We start from the raw sequence: 18,354 nt of genomic DNA, 5'->3' as shown, positions 1-18,354 counted from the left end.
GGCGTGTCCCCTGAACCCCGCCCCCAGATCTGTTCGCGTTCACCCCAGTCGGGCGGTGCCGCCGGGGGGTCACGACAGGCGGCCGTGCAACCTTACGGTGTCCGGGCCCGCTGCGGCCTTGAGGGGCTACCGGGGCACTCAGGCCTCGGTCTTCTCCTCGGCGGAGGTCTCCTCGGCGGCGGCCTCGACGGTCTCGGCCGTCTCGTCCTCGTCGTCGAAGTTGATCTCGTTGCCCTCGGTGTCGACGACCTTGGCGGCCTCGACCACGGTGGCCAGCGCCTTGCCGCGGGCGACCTCGCCGACCAGCAGCGGAACCTGGCCGCCCTGGACGACCTGCTGGGCGAACTGGTCCGGGGTGAGGCCGGAGCCGGCGGCGCGGCGGATGAGGTGCTCGGTCAGCTCCTCCTGGTTAACACCCAGCTCCTCGTCGGCGACGATCTGGTCCAGGACGAACTGGGTCTTGATGCCCTTCTTCGCCTGCTCCTCGATCTCCGCGTCCCACTCCTCGGCGGTCTTGCCCTGGGTCTCCAGGTAGGCGTCGAGGGAGAGGCCCATCGGCTGGAGCTGGTGGTGCTCCACGTTGTGCTTGCGGGTCTCGACCTCGTCCTTGAGGAGCTTCTCGGGGTACTCGATCTCAACCAGGGCGAGCAGCGCGTCCAGGACCTTCTCCTGGGCCTGGGTGGCCTGGTCGTACTCCTTCATGCGCTCCAGGCGCTTGCGGGAGTCGGCGCGCAGGTCCTCCAGGGTGTCGAACTCGCTGGCCAGCTGGGCGAACTCGTCGTCCAGCTCGGGCAGCTCCTTCTCCTGGACGGCGGTGACGGTGACGGTGACCTCGGAGGTCTTGCCCGCCTGGGTGCCACCCTTGAGCTCGGTCTCGAAGGTCTTCTCCTCGCCGGCCGACAGGCCGACGACGGCCTCGTCGATGCCGTCGATGAGGCGGCCCGAGCCGATCTCGTAGCTGACGCCGTTGGCGGTGCCGTCGTCCGGCACCTCACCGTCGACCTTGGCGACCAGGTCCACGACCACGATGTCGCCCTCGGCGGCGGCGCGCTCGACGTCCTTGACCGAGGAGAAGCGCTCGCGCAGCTGCTCCAGCGACTTCTCGATGTCCTCGTCGGAGACGACGATCGGGTCGACGGTCACCTCGATGGAGGAGAACTCCGGCAGGGTGACCTCCGGACGGACGTCGACCTCGGCGGTGAACTTCAGGTCGCCGCCATCGGCGATCTTCTCGACACCCTCGATGTTGGTGATGTCGGGCTGTCCGAGGACCTCGATCTTGACCTCGTCGACGGCCTGCGTGTAGAAGCGCGGCAGGGCGTCGTTGACGGCCTCTTCCAGCACGGCACCACGGCCGAAGCGCTGGTCGATGACCCGGTTCGGGATCTTGCCCTTGCGGAAGCCCGGGACCGAGACCTGCTGGTTGATCTTCTTGTACGCCGCGTCGAGGCTGGGCTTGAGCTCCTCGAAGGGCACCTCGACGGTGAGTCGAACCCGGGTCGGGTTCAGAGTCTCGACGGCGCTCTTCACGGTTAGGTCTCCTAGGGGCTTGCGGTCAGGTTGTCTCCGCCCGTCCCCATCGCCCGGCCGGAGCCGGAAGGGGGGTCGGACGAGACGGGCGATGGGCGGTTGGAGCTGCATCTCCCGTGGGGTGGACGGTGAGCTTGACTCCTCGCCCTCGTGCGGTTGACCTGGGGGGACGCCACAGGGACTACCGCCAGCGCCCCATCCTACCGGTACCACCAAAGGCGGACGCCAGGCGCCACCGTACCGCCGCCGGGGAGCTCCCACACAGAACAGGGCCCCGCCCCCGTCGGGCGAGACCCTGCCGCACTGTCGGGGTGACCGGATTCGAACCGACGGCCTTCCGCTCCCAAAGCGGACGCGCTACCAAACTGCGCCACACCCCGTGGTGCCGAGAGGAAGCGTACACGCCGGGCCTGCACGGCTCGCCGAGTTGTTCCGCGCGGGCGCGACCGCGACATATACCGCGCGGGCGCGAGGGGGTGCGCGCAGGGCGCTGGGCGAGGGGGCGTGCGCTCGGACGGCCGGACCAGGTACGCTGTCCCCCGGACTTCCGGCCGGTGACGGCTGGGAGCGTCGTGCGGGCGTAGCTCAATGGTAGAGCCCTAGTCTTCCAAACTAGTCACGCGAGTTCGATTCTCGTCGCCCGCTCTCCGATCCGGCCCCGGTGTGCCCAGCGCACCGGGGCCGTCGGCGTTCCCCGGGCCGCCGCGGCCTCTTCCGCCTCAGAGTCCGAGCCGTGCGGCCCGGGCGGCGGCCCGGTCCAGCAGCTGGTGGACGTCGCCCTCCCGGGTGGTCGGGCGGTCGTTGTACTCGTCCGGGGAGCGCGCCGGGCGGCCGGTGGCGTGCAGCACCTCCATCAGCTGCACCCGGGCGGTGCGCACGGTGTCCGGGGTCCCGTAGCCGTGTGCCAGGACGGCGGCCTGCGCGCCGAGCAGGCAGACCCGGCCGGCCGCGTCCCACATCGCGCCCTGGAGCCAGCCGTGCGCGCCGATGTAGCGGGAGGCGAGCCGGAGGTGGTCGGCCGCGCCGACCGGCACGGGGCGCGCGGGCCGGCCCAGTGCCCGGTCGAGCAGGGTGGCCCGGGGCTCGGGGTGGCCGGCCTGCCAGGGCCGCAGGACGCTGCCGTGAGGGCAGACGTACGGCACCGGGGTGCGCGCGGGGGCGGGCAGCGAGGCGAGGTAGGCCTCGATCTCGGCGACCAGCCCGGGGCCGGCCGGACCGAACGGCGGCGCCCCGGGGGCGAGGAGGACGGGCGGGGGCGGGGCGGTGGCGCGGGGCATGCGGGTCCTCCGGGCGGACGGCCTTCAGGTTCCGCTGCCCAAAGTGGGGCATCCAGGACATTTCCGCGACCGGAGGACCGCGGGGTCCGCATGGTTTCCCGGCGGGCTGTCGGGCCGATAGCCTCGGCGGCGTTCGAGCGCAGTTCGAGCGCGAGCTCAGCCGCCGCGCTCCCGAGGTGGAGGAGTCCCGGTGCATCCTCAGGAGCGACTGGCCGTCATTCAGCGCTGTGTGGTCCGGGAGATGGCACGCCTGGGCCAGGTGTTCCGCCCGGACGGCGAGGTGGTCCGCGGCCCCGGCACCACCGCCGTGGCGGTGCGCGAGCACCCCGGGGACGACGGCGTCGGGCACGTGGACCTCGGCTTCGTGCTCCACCTGGGCCGGGCGGACGCCCCGGTGGTGTGGGACTGCGCGGCGGGCCTCGGCAAGACCGAGGAGGAGAAGCTCGCCAACGCGGTGAAGATGTGGGCGACCACCACCGCCCCGGTGCTGGTCGAGGTCGCGGGGAGCCGCGGGATCCGCGCCGACCGCCCGGCCCTGCCCGGACTCCCGGGCTGGCGCGCGGTGCAGGGGCCGGCCGCGGTGTTCGGCTTCGGCAACGAGCACCTGGCGGGCTGGCTCGCCGAGCACCGGGTGCTGCCGGCGCTGGCGCCCGCGCTGCGCGCCGGGTTGACCGGGCCCGGGCCGGTGGGCGTCAAGCTCTTCCTGGGCGGGAAGGCGGGGGACGACGTCGCCGAGGTCCGGGTGGGCGGCGAGGTGTCGGAGGCCGCGTCGGCGGCGCTGCGCGCGCTGGACTGGCCGCGAGGTGAACGGCTGTGCTGGGCACGGCTGTTCGTGCTGCTCACGGCCGAGCCGACGGCATCGGGGCAGCACCCGCCGGCGGGTGCGGTGGCACCCGCGCCGATGCGTGCCCCGGCGGCGGCGCGCCCCCGGGGACTGTTCGCTCGCTGGCGGGAGGCCAGACGGGCCGACCGGTGACCCCTGGGCGAGGGTGCGGACGGCCCGGCCGGGTCAGCCCCCGGTGATGCCGGAGATGCTGTGCGCGAGGTTGGCCAGCAGGGAGTTGATGGAGCCGGCGACCGTGGTCTCGTGGAGCATGAAGCCGAACAGGGCGGCGACGATCGCGTGCGGGATCTTCATCTGCTTGTTGCGGATGAAGATGATGCACAGGATCGCGAACAGGACCAGTGCGGAGACGGAGAGTGCCACCCGGACTCACTTCCTCGTTTTCATAGCGGGGTGCCGCCGCCCGGCGGCACCTGCGAAAGCCGGACCCCGGCCTGTCCGACGGTCCCGAGGCGGAATCGCGGACCGTCCGGCGCAGCGCCGGCGAGGGAGCCCACAGTCGACCGCTGTCTGTCGTACCGCACGTGACGCCCCCAATCCCCCGAATCCTGAACAGTCCCGCCCGGACTCAGTGTGGTCGACCGTGCCGATTGCGTAAAGGTCTGAAAGTCAGCCCAACGCCGATATCCTGCGATGCGAGACGAGTTTCCGCCGACCGGGACGATAGCGGAGCCGTCCTGACGAATCGTCGGCGGGGCCGTGCTGAGCGGCCGGAAAACGGCCCGGGGCGGGGAACGGAAGCCGCTGGTCCGCTCCGTCGACGGGGCCTGCGAATTGGCCGAAGATCAGCTGCCGGGCTTGACAGCGGCGGATGCCCTCGGCATGTGCCCCGGCGGCACCGTCAGTCGCGCCAGAGCAGCAGCACGGCGCGGTCGTCGTTGATGTCCCGGGCGACCGTCTCGATCAGCGCGGCCGCGGTGCCCGTGCCCGTCCCGGGTCCGCCGCCGGGCACCAGCCGGTCCGCCTCCCCCATCAGCCGGTCCATGCCCTCCCCGAGGTCCCGGCCCGGGGCCTCGACCATGCCGTCGGTGCACAGCATCAGCACGTCGCCCCGGTTCAGCCGGCCGCGCACGCCCTCGAACTTGGCGCCGTCGTAGATCCCGAGCAGCGGGCCCTCGGCCTGCTTGACCTCCCAGCGCCCCTCCCCGGCCAGCCGCTGCATGCCCGGCAGGTGCCCGGCCGAGAGCAGCTCGTACTCCCCGGTGTCCAGGTCCAGCACCAGGTGGACGGCGGTGGCGAAGCCCTCCTCCCAGGACTGGCGCAGCAGGTAGCCGTTGGCGGCGGGCAGGAAGTCGTGCGCGGGCAGCGAACCGACCAGGCCGCCGAAGGCGCCGGAGAGCAGCAGCGCGCGGGAGCCGGCGTCCATGCCCTTGCCGGAGACGTCCGCGAGGACCACCTCCAGCAGCCGCTGGCCGGGGCCGGTGCGGGCGGCGACCACGAAGTCCCCGGAGAAGGACTGGCCGCCGGCCGGGCGCAGCGCCATGTCCGCGTGCCAGCCCTCCGGCAGCTCGGGCACCCGGCTCTGCACCCGCAGCCGCTCGCGCAGGTCGAACAGCATGGTGGAGCCGCCCCACCAGGGCACGCCGACCCGGGCCCGGAACTGGGCGAGCAGCAGGCCGCCCACCCCGGCGGCGCCGACCACCAGGGCCGCGCCCGGGGTCACGCCGTAGATGTACGCCTCGGGGTTGTCGCTGGCGACCCGCTGGCCGGTGTGGATCACGGACTCGGAGGAGAGGCCCAGCGCGGCCAGCGCGTAGAGCACCACCAGGCTGCCGGGGCGCAGCAGCAGGGCGCCGGCCAGGATCGGCAGGACCAGGGAGGTGGGCGGGGCCCAGTCGGGCATCCAGATGTTGAGCAGGATCAGCAGCGGGACGAGCAGGGCGAGCGCGCAGAGCACCGGCCAGTCGGCGGCGCCGCCGCGGAAGTAGTCCACACCGGCTGTGCGCAGCCTTCGGCGGACCCGGCGGACCCTCTTGCGCAACCGGGCCGTCACGGACTCGGACGCCGTGGCGGCGCCGGGCCTCGTCGCAGTCGTCTGGGGCGGTTTGCCCGGCGCTCTGCCAGCCATGGGGTCCGACCCTATCCACGGGCACGGCCCGGCGTCGACGGGCCGGGGGCGGGCGCGGGCGCCGGAGCGCGGGGCGCCCGGCGGGTTTCGGCCGATCGGCGGGGTTGCGGGCGTGCCGTCAGGAGGCGTACGCCGGTTGGGCGTACGGAACCGTGCGGGCGGTGTGCGCGCCCCGCGTACGGGGGTGTCCGAGCGCCGGGGTCTGTGGCCGATCCCACAGGCGGAGCGGGCCGCCGCGGGCCTGTCGGGCGAGGTCCGGGGCCGTCCGGGGGCGCCCGGACACGGCGGCGGCCGGTCGCACGGGAGCGTGCGGCCGGCCGTCGGGAAGGGTGGGTGGCGGGATCAGCCCTGCGGGTGGTGGGCCGGGATCGGCGGGAGTTCGCCGGTGGTCTCGTACTCGCTCAGCATCTCGATCCGGCGGGTGTGCCGGGGCTCGCCGCTGTACGGGGTCTTGAGGAAGACCTCGACGAACTCGGTGGCCTCATCCTGGGTGTGCATGCGGCCGCCGATGGAGATCACGTTGGCGTTGTTGTGCTGACGGCCGAGCTCGGCGGTCTGCACGCTCCAGGCCAGCGCGGCCCGGACGCCCTTGACCTTGTTGGCGGCGATCGCCTCGCCGTTGCCCGAGCCGCCGATCACGATGCCCAGGGCGTCCTCGTCGGCGGCGGTGCGCTCGGCGGCACGCAGGCAGAACGGCGGGTAGTCGTCCTCGGCGTCGTAGATGTGCGGCCCGCAGTCGACCGGCTCGTGGCCGGCCCCCTTGAGCCACTCCACGAGGTGGTTCTTCAGTTCGTATCCGGCATGGTCTGAGCCCAGGTACACGCGCATGCCATGAGTGTGGCATGCGCGTGCGCCCGGGCCCGACAACGGGGGCGCCGACCGGGTGGGGCGGCGGGGTGGGACGGCCGGGCGGGCGGGCGGATCAGCGCCGGCCGAGCAGCTTCCAGGCCAGCGGCAGGGCGCCGGCGGCGAAGGCGGCCTTGACGGCGTCGCCGACCAGGTACGGGTAGAGGCCGAGCTCGGCGGCGCGGGCGAGCGGCACGTGCAGCGACAGGGCGAGGTACGGGACGCCGACCGCGTAGATGGCGAGGCTGCCGAGGACCATGGTGACGGCGGTGTTGACCGGGGTGCGGTCGGCGCCGCGGCGGGCCAGCGCGCCGGTCACGGCGGCGGCGAGGACGAAGCCGATCACGTAGCCGAAGGAGGCCGTCGCCCAGCCCGAGGTGCCCTCGGCGAACCAGGGCAGGCCCGCCATGCCGGCCAGCAGGTAGAGCACCATCGAGGCGACGCCGCGGCGGGCGCCGAGCGCGGTGCCGACCAGCAGGGCGGCGAAGGTCTGGCCGGTGACGGGCACCGGCGAGCCGGGGACGTTCACCGACAGCTGGGCGGCCAGGCCGGTCAGCGCGGCGCCGCCGGCCACCAGGGCCAGGTCGCGGGCCTGGGCGCCGAGGCGGGTGGAGGCGGCGGGCAGCAGGTCGGCGAGGACGGTGCGGCGCGGTATCGGGGTGGTGGCAGTGGCCATCGGGGCTCCTCCGTGAGAGTCCAGGTGAGTGAACACCTGTGAACCTACGCGGTGATCCACTGGGCGAACGGCACGGTTTCGGACAAACCCCCACCCTCGGGCATTGTCGGAACCGGACCGGAACAACTCCTGGTCACAGCATGATCACGGTAGGTTTCGGCAGGGTCCGCATGGTGGGCCCGAATCGAACATTCTTGGCATGGACAGGGGTGCCCCCGGATATTGGACAGCTCATGTCGCATACCGCACAGTCTGGAACCACCCCTATGGCCCCCACTTCCGCCCCGACGGCGACCGGGACCCCCACCGGCACCCAGCCGGCCGCAGGCCCGGCGTCGGGTGGTCAGCAGCTCTCGCACGGCCTGAAGCAGCGCCACCTGTCCATGATCGCCCTCGGCGGCGTGATCGGCGCCGGCCTCTTCGTCGGCTCCGGCGCCGGCATCGCGGCCGCCGGCCCGGCGATCATCCTGGCGTTCGTGCTCTCCGGCCTCCTGGTCATGCTGATCATGAGAATGCTCGGCGAGATGTCCGCCGCCCGCCCCGCCTCCGGCTCGTTCTCGGTGCACGCCGAGAAGGAGATCGGCCCCTGGGCCGGGATCACGGCCGGCTGGATGTACTGGGTGATGCTCTGCTGCGGCGTCGCCGCCGAGGCCACCGCCGCCGGGAAGATCGTCAACGGCTGGATCCCCGGCGTCTCCGCCTGGGTCTGGGTCGGCCTGTTCATGGCCTTCTTCTGCGCCAGCAACCTCACCGCGGTGAAGAACTTCGGCGAGTTCGAGTTCTGGTTCGCCGCGATCAAGGTCGCCGCGATCATCGCCTTCCTGGTCCTCGGCGGACTCGGCATCGCCGGGGTGATCGGCCCCGGCGCCCCCGGCACGGCGAACCTCACCGGCCAGGGCGGCTTCCTGCCCAACGGCGTCGACGGACTGATCATCGGCCTGCTCGCCTCGGTCTTCGCGTACGGCGGCCTGGAAACCGTCACCATCGCCGCCGCCGAGTCCGACGACCCCAAGAAGAACGTCGCCAACGCCGTGCGCACCGCGGTGTGGCGGATCGCGATCTTCTACATCGGCTCGATGGCCCTGGTGGTCACCCTGGTCTCCTGGAAGGACCCGAAGGTCGTCGCCGACGGCCCGTACGTCACCGTGCTGAGCCACCTCGGGGTGCCCGCCGCCGGAACGATCATGCAGGTGGTGGTGCTGGTCGCGCTGCTGTCCGCGATGAACGCCAACATCTACGGCGCCTCCCGGATGGCGTACTCGCTGGTCGGCCGCGGCCAGGGCCCCAAGGCGCTGGCCAAGGTCAGCGGCGGCGTGCCGCGCAGAGCCGTGCTGATCTCCTGCCTGTTCGGCTTCGGCGCCGTGCTGGCGGCCAAGTTCTGGCCGGACACCGTGTTCACCTGGCTGATGAACACCACCGGCGTGGCGATCCTGGTGGTCTGGCTGTTCATCTGCGTCGTCCAGCTGCGGATGCGCCGCCGGCTGGAGCGCGAGGCGCCCGAGCTGCTCACCGTGAAGATGTGGGGCTACCCGTACCTCACCTGGGTCGCGATGGCCGCCGTGGCCGCCATCCTCGCCCTGATGACCACCACCGAGGGCAACCGCGACCAGCTGTACGCGGCCGGCGTGCTGGTCGCGCTGCTCACCGTCGCCGGGCTGCTCAAGCAGCGCCGGGACGCCGCCGCCCTGCGCTGACCTCCCCGTCGGTGAAGGCGAGGGCCCGGTACCGATCGGTACCGGGCCCTGCCGCGTCTTTGGGGAACTACGTACGGCTCACTCGAAGGACGGGCCGGCCGTGCGGGTGCGCTTGATCTCGTAGAAGCCCGGGGTGGAGGCCACCAGCAGGGTGCCGTCCCACAGCCGGGCCGCGGCCTCGCCCTTCGGGGCGGGGGTGACCACCGGGCCGAAGAAGGCCACCCGCTCGCCGTCCGCGCCCTCGACCGCGATCACCGGGGTGCCGACGTCCTCGCCGACCAGGGTGATGCCCTCCTTGTGCGAGGCGCGCAGGGCGTCGTCGTAGGCGTCCGTGCCGCCCGCGTCGGCCAGCTCCGCCGGCAGGCCCGCGGCCACCAGGGCGGCCTCGATGGTCTCCCGGTTCTGCGGCAGGCCCTGGTTGTGGAAGCGCACGCCCAGCTCGGTGTAGAGCCGGCCGAGCACCTGCGGCCCGTGCTGCTCGGCGGCGGCGATGCAGACCCGCACCGCGCCCCAGGCGTTGTCCAGCAGTTCCCGGTAGCTCTCCGGGAGGTCCCGGTGCTCGTTGAGCACCGACAGGCTCATCACGTGCCAGCGCACGTCGACCGGACGCAGCCGCTCGACCTCGACCATCCAGCGGGAGGTCATCCACGCCCACGGGCAGGCCGGGTCGAACCAGAAGTCGGCGGTCTTGCGCTCAGTGGCAGTCGTCACTGGTGGTGTCCTTCGTGAGGCGATCCTGGGCAGGGAGGAGTTCCACCCCCGGAACGCCAACACCCGCCCGGGGCCGCTGATTCCGGCGCGGACGCGGCGGCCTGTGCAATGGTACTGACGGCGAGCGGCGTGAAAGGATGACCCCGCGCGCGGCACACCCCGCGCGAGACCGCACCACCCACAGGCGCACCACCGTGCGAGCCGGACAAAGGAGTACCGCCGTGCCGGGCAAGAACCTCAGCCGCGACGAGGCGCAGCAGCGGGCCAGCATCCTGACCGTGGACGGCTACCGGGTCCGGCTGGACGTGACCTCGGCCCCTGACCGGGCGGCCGGCACCTTCCGCTCCACCACCACCGTCACCTTCCGCTGCTCCCAGCCCGGTGCCGGCACCTTCCTCGACCTGCTCGCCCCCGCCGTCCGCTCGGTCACCCTGAACGGCCGAGCCCTCGACCCGGCCACCGCCTACGACGGCGCCCGGGTGCACATCGACGGCCTGGCCGCCGAGAACGTGCTGACCGTCGAGGCGGACTGCGCCTACAGCCGCACCGGCGAGGGCCTGCACCGCTTCGTCGACCCGGTGGACGGCGAGACCTACCTCTACACCCACTACGAGCCGGCCGACGCCCGCCGGGTGTTCGCGAACTTCGAGCAGCCCGACCTGAAGGCCCCGTTCACCTTCACCGTGACCGCACCGGCCGCCTGGAACGTGTGGTCCAACGCCACGTACGAGAAGGTCACCGAGCAGGACGGCACCGGACAGGACGGCGCCGAGCAGGACGGCACCGGGCAGGACGGCGCCGAGCAGGACGGCACCGGGCAGGACGGCGGCCGCACCTGGGAGTTCGCGCCGACCAAGCCGATCTCCACCTACCTCACCGCCGTCGTCGCCGGCCCGTACCACGTCGCCCGCGACCACTACCGCCGCGAGCTGGCCGACGGCACCGCGCTGGAGATCCCGCTCTCCGCGATGTGCCGCCAGTCGCTGGCCCCGTACTTCGACGCGGACGAGATCCTCGGCGTCACCAAGCTCGGACTCGACTTCTTCCACGAGGAGTTCGACTACCCGTACCCGTTCGGCAAGTACGACCAGGCCTTCGTTCCCGAGTACAACATCGGCGCGATGGAGAACCCCGGCTGCGTCACCTTCCGCGAGGAGTTCGTCTTCCGCTCGAAGGTCACCGACGCCGCGTACGAGGGCCGGGCCAACGTCATCCTGCACGAGATGGCGCACATGTGGTTCGGCGACCTGGTCACCATGCGCTGGTGGGACGACCTGTGGCTGAAGGAGTCCTTCGCCGACTTCATGGGCTCCTACGGCCTGATCGGCGCCCGCACCCGCTACTCCTCCGCCTGGGTCACCTTCGCCAACCAGCGCAAGGCCTGGGCCTACCGGCAGGACCAGTTCCCCACCACCCACCCGATCACCGCGGACATCCGGGACCTGGAGGACGCCAAGCTCAACTTCGACGGCATCACCTACGCCAAGGGCGCCTCCGTCCTCAAGCAGCTGGTGGCGTACGTCGGGTCCGAGGCCTTCTTCGAGGGCGCCCGCCGCTACTTCAAGCGCCACGCCTTCGGCAACACCGAGCTGGGCGACCTGCTGGAGGTGCTGGAGGAGACCAGCGGCCGCGACCTCAAGGCCTGGGCCGCCGCCTGGCTCCAGACCTCCGGGGTCAACTCGCTCACCCCGCAGGTCACCACCGACGCCGAGGGCCGGATCACCGAGCTGGCGGTGCTCCAGGACGGCGAGGTGCTGCGCCCCCACCGGATCGCGGTCGGCCTGTACGACCGGGACGCCGACGGCGCCCTGGTCCGCACCGGGCGGATCGAACTGGACGTCACCGGCGCCCGGACCGTCGTCGCCGAGGCCGCCGGCCTGCCCCGCCCTGCGCTGGTGCTGCTCAACGACGACGACCTGACCTACTGCAAGATCCGCTTCGACGAGGAGTCGCTGGAGAACCTGCGCGCCGGCCTCGGCGACATCCGCGACGAGCTGGCCCGCGCGCTGACCTGGTCCGCGGTCTGGAACCTCACCCGGGACGGCCTGATGCCGGCCCGCGACTACGTCGCCCTGGTGCTGCGGTTCGCCGGCCAGGAGGGCAACATCGGCGTGCTCCAGTCGCTGCACGCCCAGGCCAAGACCGCCGTCGACCTGTACGCGGACCCGGCCTGGCGCGGCGAGGGCGGCCGGCTGCTCGCCGACGGCGCCCTGCGCGAGCTGCGCGAAGCCGTCCCCGGCAGCGACCACCAGCTGGCCTGGGCCCGCTTCCTCGCCCAGACCGCCGGCGGCGCCGAGCACCTCGGCCTGGTCCGCGGCCTGCTGTCCGGCAGCGCCCGGATCGACGGGCTGGAGGTCGACCAGGACCTGCGCTGGTCGCTGTGGCTGGCGCTGGCCGCGTCCGGCCAGGCCGCCGACGAGGAGCTGGCCGCCGAACTGGCCGCCGACAACACCGCGAGCGGCAAGCGGCACCACACCCAGTGCCTGGCCGCCCGGCCCACCGCGGAGGCCAAGGCCGCCGCCTGGTCGGCCGTGATCGACTCGGACGAGCTGCCGAGCGCCCTGGTCGAGGCCAACACCGCGGGCTTCTCGATCCCCTCCCAGCGCGACCTGAGCGCCCTCTACGCGGCGCCGTACTTCAAGCTGCTGGAGCGGATCTGGGCCGACCGGACCATCGAGATCGCGATGCGGATCGTCGGCGGCTTCTTCCCGATCGCCCAGACCGACGAGCAGACCCTGGCCGAGGCCGACGCCTGGCTCGCCGGGCACCCGCAGGCCGCGCCCGCGCTGCGCCGTCTGGTGCTGGAGCGCCGGGACGACCTGGCCCGCGCGCTGCGGGCGCAGGCCTGCGACCGGGCCTGACGGGCCGCCCCCGGGCCTGACCGGCCGTACGCCGCAACGGCCGTACGCCACAAGGGCCTTCACCGCAACGGCCGGCTCGCCGGGACGGTTCACGTCCGCGCGCGCAGCCGGCGTAGCGGGGCCCGCCGCGGGTGCTTCCGCGGCGGGCCCTGGAGGCGGGGCGGTCAGTCGCGGCGCAGACCGCGGTCCAGCGCGGCGATCGCGCTGCCCTGGGCGTCGTCGCCGTCCAGCGACCAGACCATCACCCCGGCCAGGTCGTTCCAGCGCGTGTACCGCGCCTTCTGGGTGAGCACCTCGGCCGTGTCGTAGCTGTAGAAGGTGGTGCCGTCGTACTTCCAGGACGCGCCGTGGTCACGGTCCAGGTGGACCTTGCCCGGCAGCGCGTTGATCTCCTGGTACGAGTGGTCGGCCGCGGCCGCGGTGGCGCTCTGGAAGAGGCCGCCGCGCTTGCCGGGGGCGACGCCGGTCCAGCCGTGGCCGTACAGCGGGGCCCCGAGGACGAGCTGCTCGGAAGGCATTCCGCGCTCCTGGTAGTGCGTCACGGCGGTGTCGGCGCTGCGCCTGCGCGGGTCCGGGTCGGTCGGGTCGGAGTACAGGTTGGCCTGGTGGTTGGCCGGGCCCTTGCCCTCCCACGGACCGTGCAGGTCGTAGGTCATCACGTTCAGCCAGTCCATCGACTCGCTGAGCCTGGGCAGTTCGAGCCGGTCGGCGACGGTCTCGTTGGCGGCCACGGCGGCGGTCAGCAGGTAGTGCTTGCCCTTCCTGCCGCTCAGGGCGTCCAGCTGGTCGCGGAACTCCTGCATCAGCAGGGTGAAGTTGCGGCCGTCCTCGGGCCGGACCACGTTGCCCGCGTCCCCGCCGCCGCCCGGGTACTCCCAGTCGACGTCGATGCCGTCGAAGACGCCCGCGGCCGCGCCCTTGCCGCCCTCCGGGGAGCCGGCCAGGACCGGCACGTCGCCCTTGAGGTAGAGGTCGATGCAGGAGGAGACGAACTTCTCGCGGGCCTCGGGGGTGGCGGCCGCGTCGGAGAAGTACTTGGACCAGCTCCAGCCGCCCAGTGAGATCACCGTGCGCAGCTGGGGGTTCTTCGCCTTGAGCTTGCGCAGCTGGTTGAAGTGGCCCTTCAGTTTCTGGCCCGGGGCGTCGGCCACGCCGTCCACCGACTCGGCCGCGGAGAAGGAGCGCTGGTAGTCGTTGTGGGCGTCACCCTGGCCGGCCTCGTTGCTCTCGAAGCAGGTGCCCTCGACGGAGACGTTGCCGAAGGCGTAGTTGATGACGGTGAGCCTGGCCGCCTGGCCGGACTCCTGGACCCGCTTGGCGGAGCTGTCGGCGCCCCACTGGGTGAAGTAGCCGACCCGCTGGCCCTTCAGCTTCGGGCCGTGCCGTCCGTCGGCGGCGTTGGCGGTGGCGGGGGCGGCGAGCAGCGCGGCGACGGTGGCGGCGGCGAGCAGGGCTGAGGCGCGAGTGGGCATACCGGACCTGTTCTCTGAAGCGACGTCAAATGGTCTGGACCAGATGAGAGAGAGGTTTAGTCCATCTGCCGTTCACCGCACAAGGGGGCGGGCCCGGTCGGTGCAGCATGCAAAAGAGGGGCCGGACCGCGATGTGCGGTCCGGCCCCTCCTCGGGCCCGTGCGGGACTCGGCCGCCGTGCCCGGTCAGCCGATGAGCCTGATCAGCCGATGAGCCCGATCAGCCGATGAGCGAGCGCAGCACGTACTGCAGGATGCCGCCGTTGCGGTAGTAGTCCGCCTCACCGGGGGTGTCGATGCGCACGACCGCGTCGAACTCGACGTCACCGGCCTTGACCTTGACGGTCTTCGGGGTGCGGCCCTCGTTGAGCTCGGTCACGCCGGTGAAGGAGAAGGTCTCCTCGCCGGTCAGGCCGAGGGACTCGGCGTTCTCGCCCTCCGGGAACTGCAGCGGCAGGACGCCCATGCCGATCAGGTTCGAGCGGTGGATGCGCTCGTACGACTCGGCGATGACGGCCTTGACGCCCAGCAGCGCGGTGCCCTTGGCCGCCCAGTCGCGGGACGAGCCGGAGCCGTACTCCTTGCCGGCCAGGACGACCAGCGGGATGCCGGCGGCCTGGTAGTTCTGCGAGGCGTCGTAGATGAACGACACCGGCGCGTCGGCCTGGGTGAAGTCGCGGGTGTAGCCGCCCTCGGTGCCCGGCGCGATCTGGTTGCGCAGGCGGATGTTGGCGAAGGTGCCGCGGATCATCACCTCGTGGTTGCCACGACGGGAACCGTAGGAGTTGAAGTCGCGCTTCTCGACACCGTTGGCGGTCAGGTACTGAGCCGCCGGGGTGCCCGGCTTGATGTTGCCGGCCGGGGAGATGTGGTCGGTGGTGACCGAGTCGCCCAGCTTGGCCAGGACGCGGGCGCCGGCGATGTCGGTCACCGGGCTCGGGGTCTTGGCCATGCCCTCGAAGTACGGGGGCTTGCGGACGTAGGTGGACTCGGCGTCCCACTCGAAGGTGTTGCCGGTCGGGACCGGGAGCGACTGCCAGCGGTGGTCACCGGCGAAGACATCCTGGTAGCCCTTGTCGAACATGGCCTCGTCGATGGAGCCGGCGACGGTGTCGGCGACCTCCTGCTCCGACGGCCAGATGTCGGCGAGGAACACGTCGTTGCCGTCGGCGTCCTGACCCAGGGCGTCCTTGGTGATGTCGATGTTCATGTTGCCGGCGAGGGCGTAGGCGACCACCAGCGGCGGGGAGGCCAGGTAGTTCATCTTGACGTCCGGGTTGATCCGGCCCTCGAAGTTGCGGTTGCCGGAGAGCACCGAGACGACCGCGAGGTCGGCCTCGTTGACGGCGGCCGAGACCTCCTCGGGCAGCGGGCCCGAGTTGCCGATGCAGGTGACGCAGCCGTAGCCGACCAGGTTGAAGCCCAGCTTCTCCATGTACGGGAGCAGGCCGGCCTTCTCGTAGTAGTCCATGACGACCTTGGAGCCGGGCGCCAGGGTGGTCTTGACCCAGGGCTTGACGTGCAGGCCCTTCTCCACGGCCTTCTTCGCCAGCAGGGCGGCGCCCAGCATGACGGAGGGGTTGGAGGTGTTGGTGCAGGAGGTGATCGAGGCGATCACGACCGCGCCGTTGTCGATCTCGTAGGACGAGCCGTCGGGGGCGGTGACGGCGGTCGGCTTCGAGGCCTCGGCGGAGTAGGTCGGCAGCGCCTCAGCGAACCGCTCGGCGGCCTCGGCCAGGATCACGCGGTCCTGCGGGCGCTTCGGGCCGGAGATCGACGGGACGACGGTCGAGACGTCCAGCTCCAGGTACTCGGAGTAGACCGGCTCGTGCGACGGGTTGTGCCAGAGACCCTGCTCCTTGGCGTACGCCTCGACCAGGGCGAGCTGCTGCTCGTCGCGGCCGGTGAGCTTCAGGTAGTTGATGGTCTCGGCGTCGATCGGGAAGATCGCGCAGGTCGAGCCGAACTCCGGCGACATGTTGCCGATGGTGGCGCGGTTGGCCAGCGGGATGGAGCCGATGCCGTCGCCGTAGAACTCGACGAACTTGCCGACCACACCGTGCTTGCGCAGCATCTCGGTGATGGTGAGCACCAGGTCGGTGGCGGTGGTGCCGGCCGGCAGCTCGCCGGTCAGCTTGAAGCCGACGACGCGCGGGATCAGCATGGAGACCGGCTGGCCGAGCATGGCGGCCTCGGCCTCGATGCCGCCGACGCCCCAGCCCAGCACGCCCAGGCCGTTGACCATGGTGGTGTGCGAGTCGGTGCCGACACAGGTGTCCGGGTAGGCCTGGCCGCCGCGGACCATGACGGTGCGGGCCAGGTGCTCGATGTTCACCTGGTGGACGATGCCGGTGCCCGGCGGGACGACCTTGAACTCGTCGAAGGCGGTCTGGCCCCAGCGCAGGAACTGGTAGCGCTCCTTGTTGCGGCCGTACTCGATCTCGACGTTCTGGGTGAACGCGTCCTTGGTGCCGAACTTGTCGGCGATGACCGAGTGGTCGATGACCAGCTCGGCCGGGGCCAGCGGGTTGATCTTGGCCGGGTCGCCGCCCAGCTCCTTGACGGCCTCGCGCATGGTGGCGAGGTCGACCACGCACGGCACGCCGGTGAAGTCCTGCATGATCACGCGGGCCGGCGTGAACTGGATCTCCTGGCTCGGCTGGGCGTTCTCGTCCCAGGCGCCGAGGGCGCGGATGTGGTCGGCGGTGATGTTCGCGCCGTCCTCCGTGCGGAGCAGGTTCTCCAGCAGCACCTTGAGGCTGTACGGCAGCCGCTCGGAACCCTCGACGGCGGAGAGCTTGAAGATCTCGTACGACTCGTCGCCCACCTGCAGCGAGCTGCGGGCGTCGAAGCTGTTCGCGGACACGACTGACTCCTTCTGGGTGCTTCGTGCGATATCCGGCCGTCACACGGTGGTAAGGTCACCCTTACTTAGGCTGACCTTGCCCGCATCGCCGGCGAGCGCCTCTCGGCAAGTATCTTGATGTCGAGATATATCGTAAGGGGCAGTTATCTCGATGTCGAGATAAACCATAGTGCATGCCGTGACTCACCGGTCGTCCGGGCCGCGCCGCTTGCGCTCCAGCCTGATCAGCCACACCGCACCCGCCACGACAGCCGCCGCCACCAGCAGCACCACCACAAGCTCACCACCGGAACCGCCGGTCGGCGAGGGGGCGATGTCGGCCAGCCGGATCGTCGTCACTCTTCCTCCTCCGTTCGCGCCCGGTTCACTCCCGGGCCCAGAACCAGCATCAGCAGCACCGGGAACTCCAGATAGGCGTGGTAACTCGCCAACGCGGCGTACACCGACCGGCCCCGGGCGTAGTCCACGGCGAACAACAGGGCCAGCAGCAGCCCCAGGCCCGCGCCCAGCCCCCAGGCCCGCACCCCGCGCAGCCCCGGCACCCGGGCCTCGAAGCGCTCCGCCGCCTCCGGCGCGTACCGCGGCAGGAACCACACCCAGACCACGTAGTGCATCGACTGGAGGAAGGCGAACACCGCCAGGAAGCGCAGACCCGCCTGCGGCGTCAGCAGGGCCGGCGGGGTGTACGCCGCCGCCAGCCGGTCCGTCCAGCCACCGGGGCGCTGGGACAGCAGCCCGTCCAGCAGACCGCTCAACAACAGGGCCGGCACCAGCAGCACCCAGGCCGACTGCAACGCCAGGAACGCCGCACGGCCCCGCGCCAGCCGGCGCGACCACTCGGCCAGGAACAGCAGCGGCACCACGTTGTGCAGATGGGCCAGCACCACGAAGTGGTACGCGGGAAACGCCAGCGAGGCCGCGCCGGCCACCCCCAGCAGCGCCACGCCCGCGAGCAGCAGCCGGGGACGGCCGCGCAGCCCGTACCGGCAGGCCGCCGCCAGCAGGCCGTACGCGAGCAGGATCTCCGCCGACTGGGCGGCCCGCGAAGGCGGCAGCAGGCGGCACAGCACGATGCCGGTCACCAGCGCCAGCAGCAGCCGCAGCAGCGGGCCGGTCAGCACGGCGGCGAAGCGGCCGGCCACGTAGCGCAGCTCCAGCACGTTGTGCAGCAGGCCGAAGACGGCCAGGCCCAGCACCGCCAGGCCGGTCGGCGCCCGCAGCGCCAGCGCCAGGGCCAGGACGGCCGCCAGGGCGAAGCCCGCGAACGGCGCGACGCCGGGCCGGGCGGCCGGGCCGGGCGCGGGCCAGGCGGCTCCCTCGGGTCCTGCGGGTCCTGCGGGTCCTGCGGGTCCTGCGGTTCCGGGGGCGCTGGTGGCGCCGGTGGCGCCGGTTGCGCCGGTGGCGCCGGTTGCGCCGGTGGCGCCGGTTGCGCCGGTGGCGCCGGTTGCGCCGGTGGCGCCGGTGGCGCCGGTTGTCGCGCCCGCGCTCGTGGTCGCCATGCTCCCCCTCT

At 72.1% G+C, this 18,354-nt stretch carries 14 protein-coding genes and 2 tRNA genes; 4 read left to right on the top strand and 12 right to left on the bottom strand.

Annotated features, from left to right (window positions below):
• Positions 1-138: 138 nt before the first annotated feature.
• Complete coding sequence (gene tig / locus ACWGJO_RS25700; protein ID WP_452187221.1) at positions 139-1,530, bottom strand: trigger factor; 1,392 nt, start codon at positions 1,528-1,530, stop codon at positions 139-141.
• A 306-nt stretch (positions 1,531-1,836) separates the two neighbouring features.
• A tRNA-Pro gene (locus ACWGJO_RS25695) sits at positions 1,837-1,910 on the bottom strand.
• A gap of 194 nt (positions 1,911-2,104) precedes the next feature.
• Between ACWGJO_RS25695 and ACWGJO_RS25690 the strand changes: the two genes are divergently transcribed.
• Positions 2,105-2,175, top strand: a tRNA-Gly gene (locus ACWGJO_RS25690).
• 74 nt (positions 2,176-2,249) lie between these two features.
• Here the strand turns inward: ACWGJO_RS25690 and ACWGJO_RS25685 are convergent.
• Positions 2,250-2,807, bottom strand: a complete 558-nt coding sequence (locus ACWGJO_RS25685) for a DUF6197 family protein (RefSeq protein WP_452187219.1) — start codon at positions 2,805-2,807, stop codon at positions 2,250-2,252.
• 190 nt (positions 2,808-2,997) lie between these two features.
• Between ACWGJO_RS25685 and ACWGJO_RS25680 the strand changes: the two genes are divergently transcribed.
• Entirely contained in the window at positions 2,998-3,783 is a 786-nt protein-coding gene (locus tag ACWGJO_RS25680; protein ID WP_452187217.1) for a DUF6348 family protein, read from the top strand.
• A 33-nt stretch (positions 3,784-3,816) separates the two neighbouring features.
• Here the strand turns inward: ACWGJO_RS25680 and ACWGJO_RS25675 are convergent, their stop codons facing one another.
• From ACWGJO_RS25675 to ACWGJO_RS25660, 4 genes are all read right to left on the bottom strand, one after another.
• Positions 3,817-4,014: a hypothetical protein gene (locus ACWGJO_RS25675; RefSeq protein WP_359914825.1), complete on the bottom strand. Its 198-nt coding sequence runs from the start codon at positions 4,012-4,014 to the stop codon at positions 3,817-3,819.
• A 478-nt stretch (positions 4,015-4,492) separates the two neighbouring features.
• Positions 4,493-5,719, bottom strand: coding sequence for a PP2C family protein-serine/threonine phosphatase (locus ACWGJO_RS25670; RefSeq protein WP_452187215.1), 1,227 nt, complete (start codon positions 5,717-5,719; stop codon positions 4,493-4,495).
• A gap of 342 nt (positions 5,720-6,061) precedes the next feature.
• Positions 6,062-6,547 carry a ribose-5-phosphate isomerase gene (locus ACWGJO_RS25665; RefSeq protein ID WP_387695340.1) on the bottom strand — a complete coding sequence of 162 codons (486 nt, stop codon included), beginning with the start codon at positions 6,545-6,547 and terminating at the stop codon, positions 6,062-6,064.
• Positions 6,548-6,641: 94 nt separating this feature from the next.
• Entirely contained in the window at positions 6,642-7,241 is a 600-nt protein-coding gene (locus ACWGJO_RS25660) for a biotin transporter BioY (RefSeq protein WP_380353532.1), read from the bottom strand.
• 266 nt (positions 7,242-7,507) lie between these two features.
• On the opposite strand from ACWGJO_RS25660, the gene ACWGJO_RS25655 reads away from it, so the two are divergent.
• Positions 7,508-8,935 carry an amino acid permease gene (locus ACWGJO_RS25655; RefSeq protein ID WP_452187212.1) on the top strand — a complete coding sequence of 476 codons (1,428 nt, stop codon included), beginning with the start codon at positions 7,508-7,510 and terminating at the stop codon, positions 8,933-8,935.
• 78 nt (positions 8,936-9,013) lie between these two features.
• Here the strand turns inward: ACWGJO_RS25655 and ACWGJO_RS25650 are convergent, their stop codons facing one another.
• A complete protein-coding gene (locus ACWGJO_RS25650; protein WP_387695343.1) occupies positions 9,014-9,646 on the bottom strand; it encodes a mycothiol-dependent nitroreductase Rv2466c family protein in 633 nt (210 codons plus the stop codon).
• A 221-nt stretch (positions 9,647-9,867) separates the two neighbouring features.
• Between ACWGJO_RS25650 and pepN the strand changes: the two genes are divergently transcribed.
• Positions 9,868-12,507: an aminopeptidase N gene (gene pepN / locus ACWGJO_RS25645; RefSeq protein WP_452187210.1), complete on the top strand. Its 2,640-nt coding sequence runs from the start codon at positions 9,868-9,870 to the stop codon at positions 12,505-12,507.
• Positions 12,508-12,671: 164 nt separating this feature from the next.
• On the opposite strand, the gene ACWGJO_RS25640 is transcribed toward pepN, so the two are convergent.
• The 4 genes from ACWGJO_RS25640 to ACWGJO_RS25625 all read right to left on the bottom strand — a co-directional run bounded on the left by ACWGJO_RS25640 (position 12,672) and on the right by ACWGJO_RS25625 (position 18,343).
• Entirely contained in the window at positions 12,672-13,979 is a 1,308-nt protein-coding gene (locus ACWGJO_RS25640; protein ID WP_452187208.1) for a glycoside hydrolase family 18 protein, read from the bottom strand.
• A gap of 219 nt (positions 13,980-14,198) precedes the next feature.
• Positions 14,199-16,844: an aconitate hydratase AcnA gene (acnA, locus tag ACWGJO_RS25635; protein WP_387736437.1), complete on the bottom strand. Its 2,646-nt coding sequence runs from the start codon at positions 16,842-16,844 to the stop codon at positions 14,199-14,201.
• Positions 16,845-17,027: 183 nt separating this feature from the next.
• Positions 17,028-17,183 carry a hypothetical protein gene (locus ACWGJO_RS25630; protein WP_359909976.1) on the bottom strand — a complete coding sequence of 52 codons (156 nt, stop codon included), beginning with the start codon at positions 17,181-17,183 and terminating at the stop codon, positions 17,028-17,030.
• On the bottom strand, positions 17,180-18,343 hold the full coding sequence (locus ACWGJO_RS25625; protein ID WP_452187206.1) for a hypothetical protein: 1,164 nt from the start codon (positions 18,341-18,343) through the stop codon (positions 17,180-17,182). The genes ACWGJO_RS25630 and ACWGJO_RS25625 overlap by 4 nt, the downstream gene beginning before the upstream one ends.
• Positions 18,344-18,354: the final 11 nt, after the last annotated feature.

Source organism: Kitasatospora sp. NPDC054795, from assembly GCF_053611565.1.
This window is presented reverse-complemented; position numbering and strand designations above follow the sequence as displayed.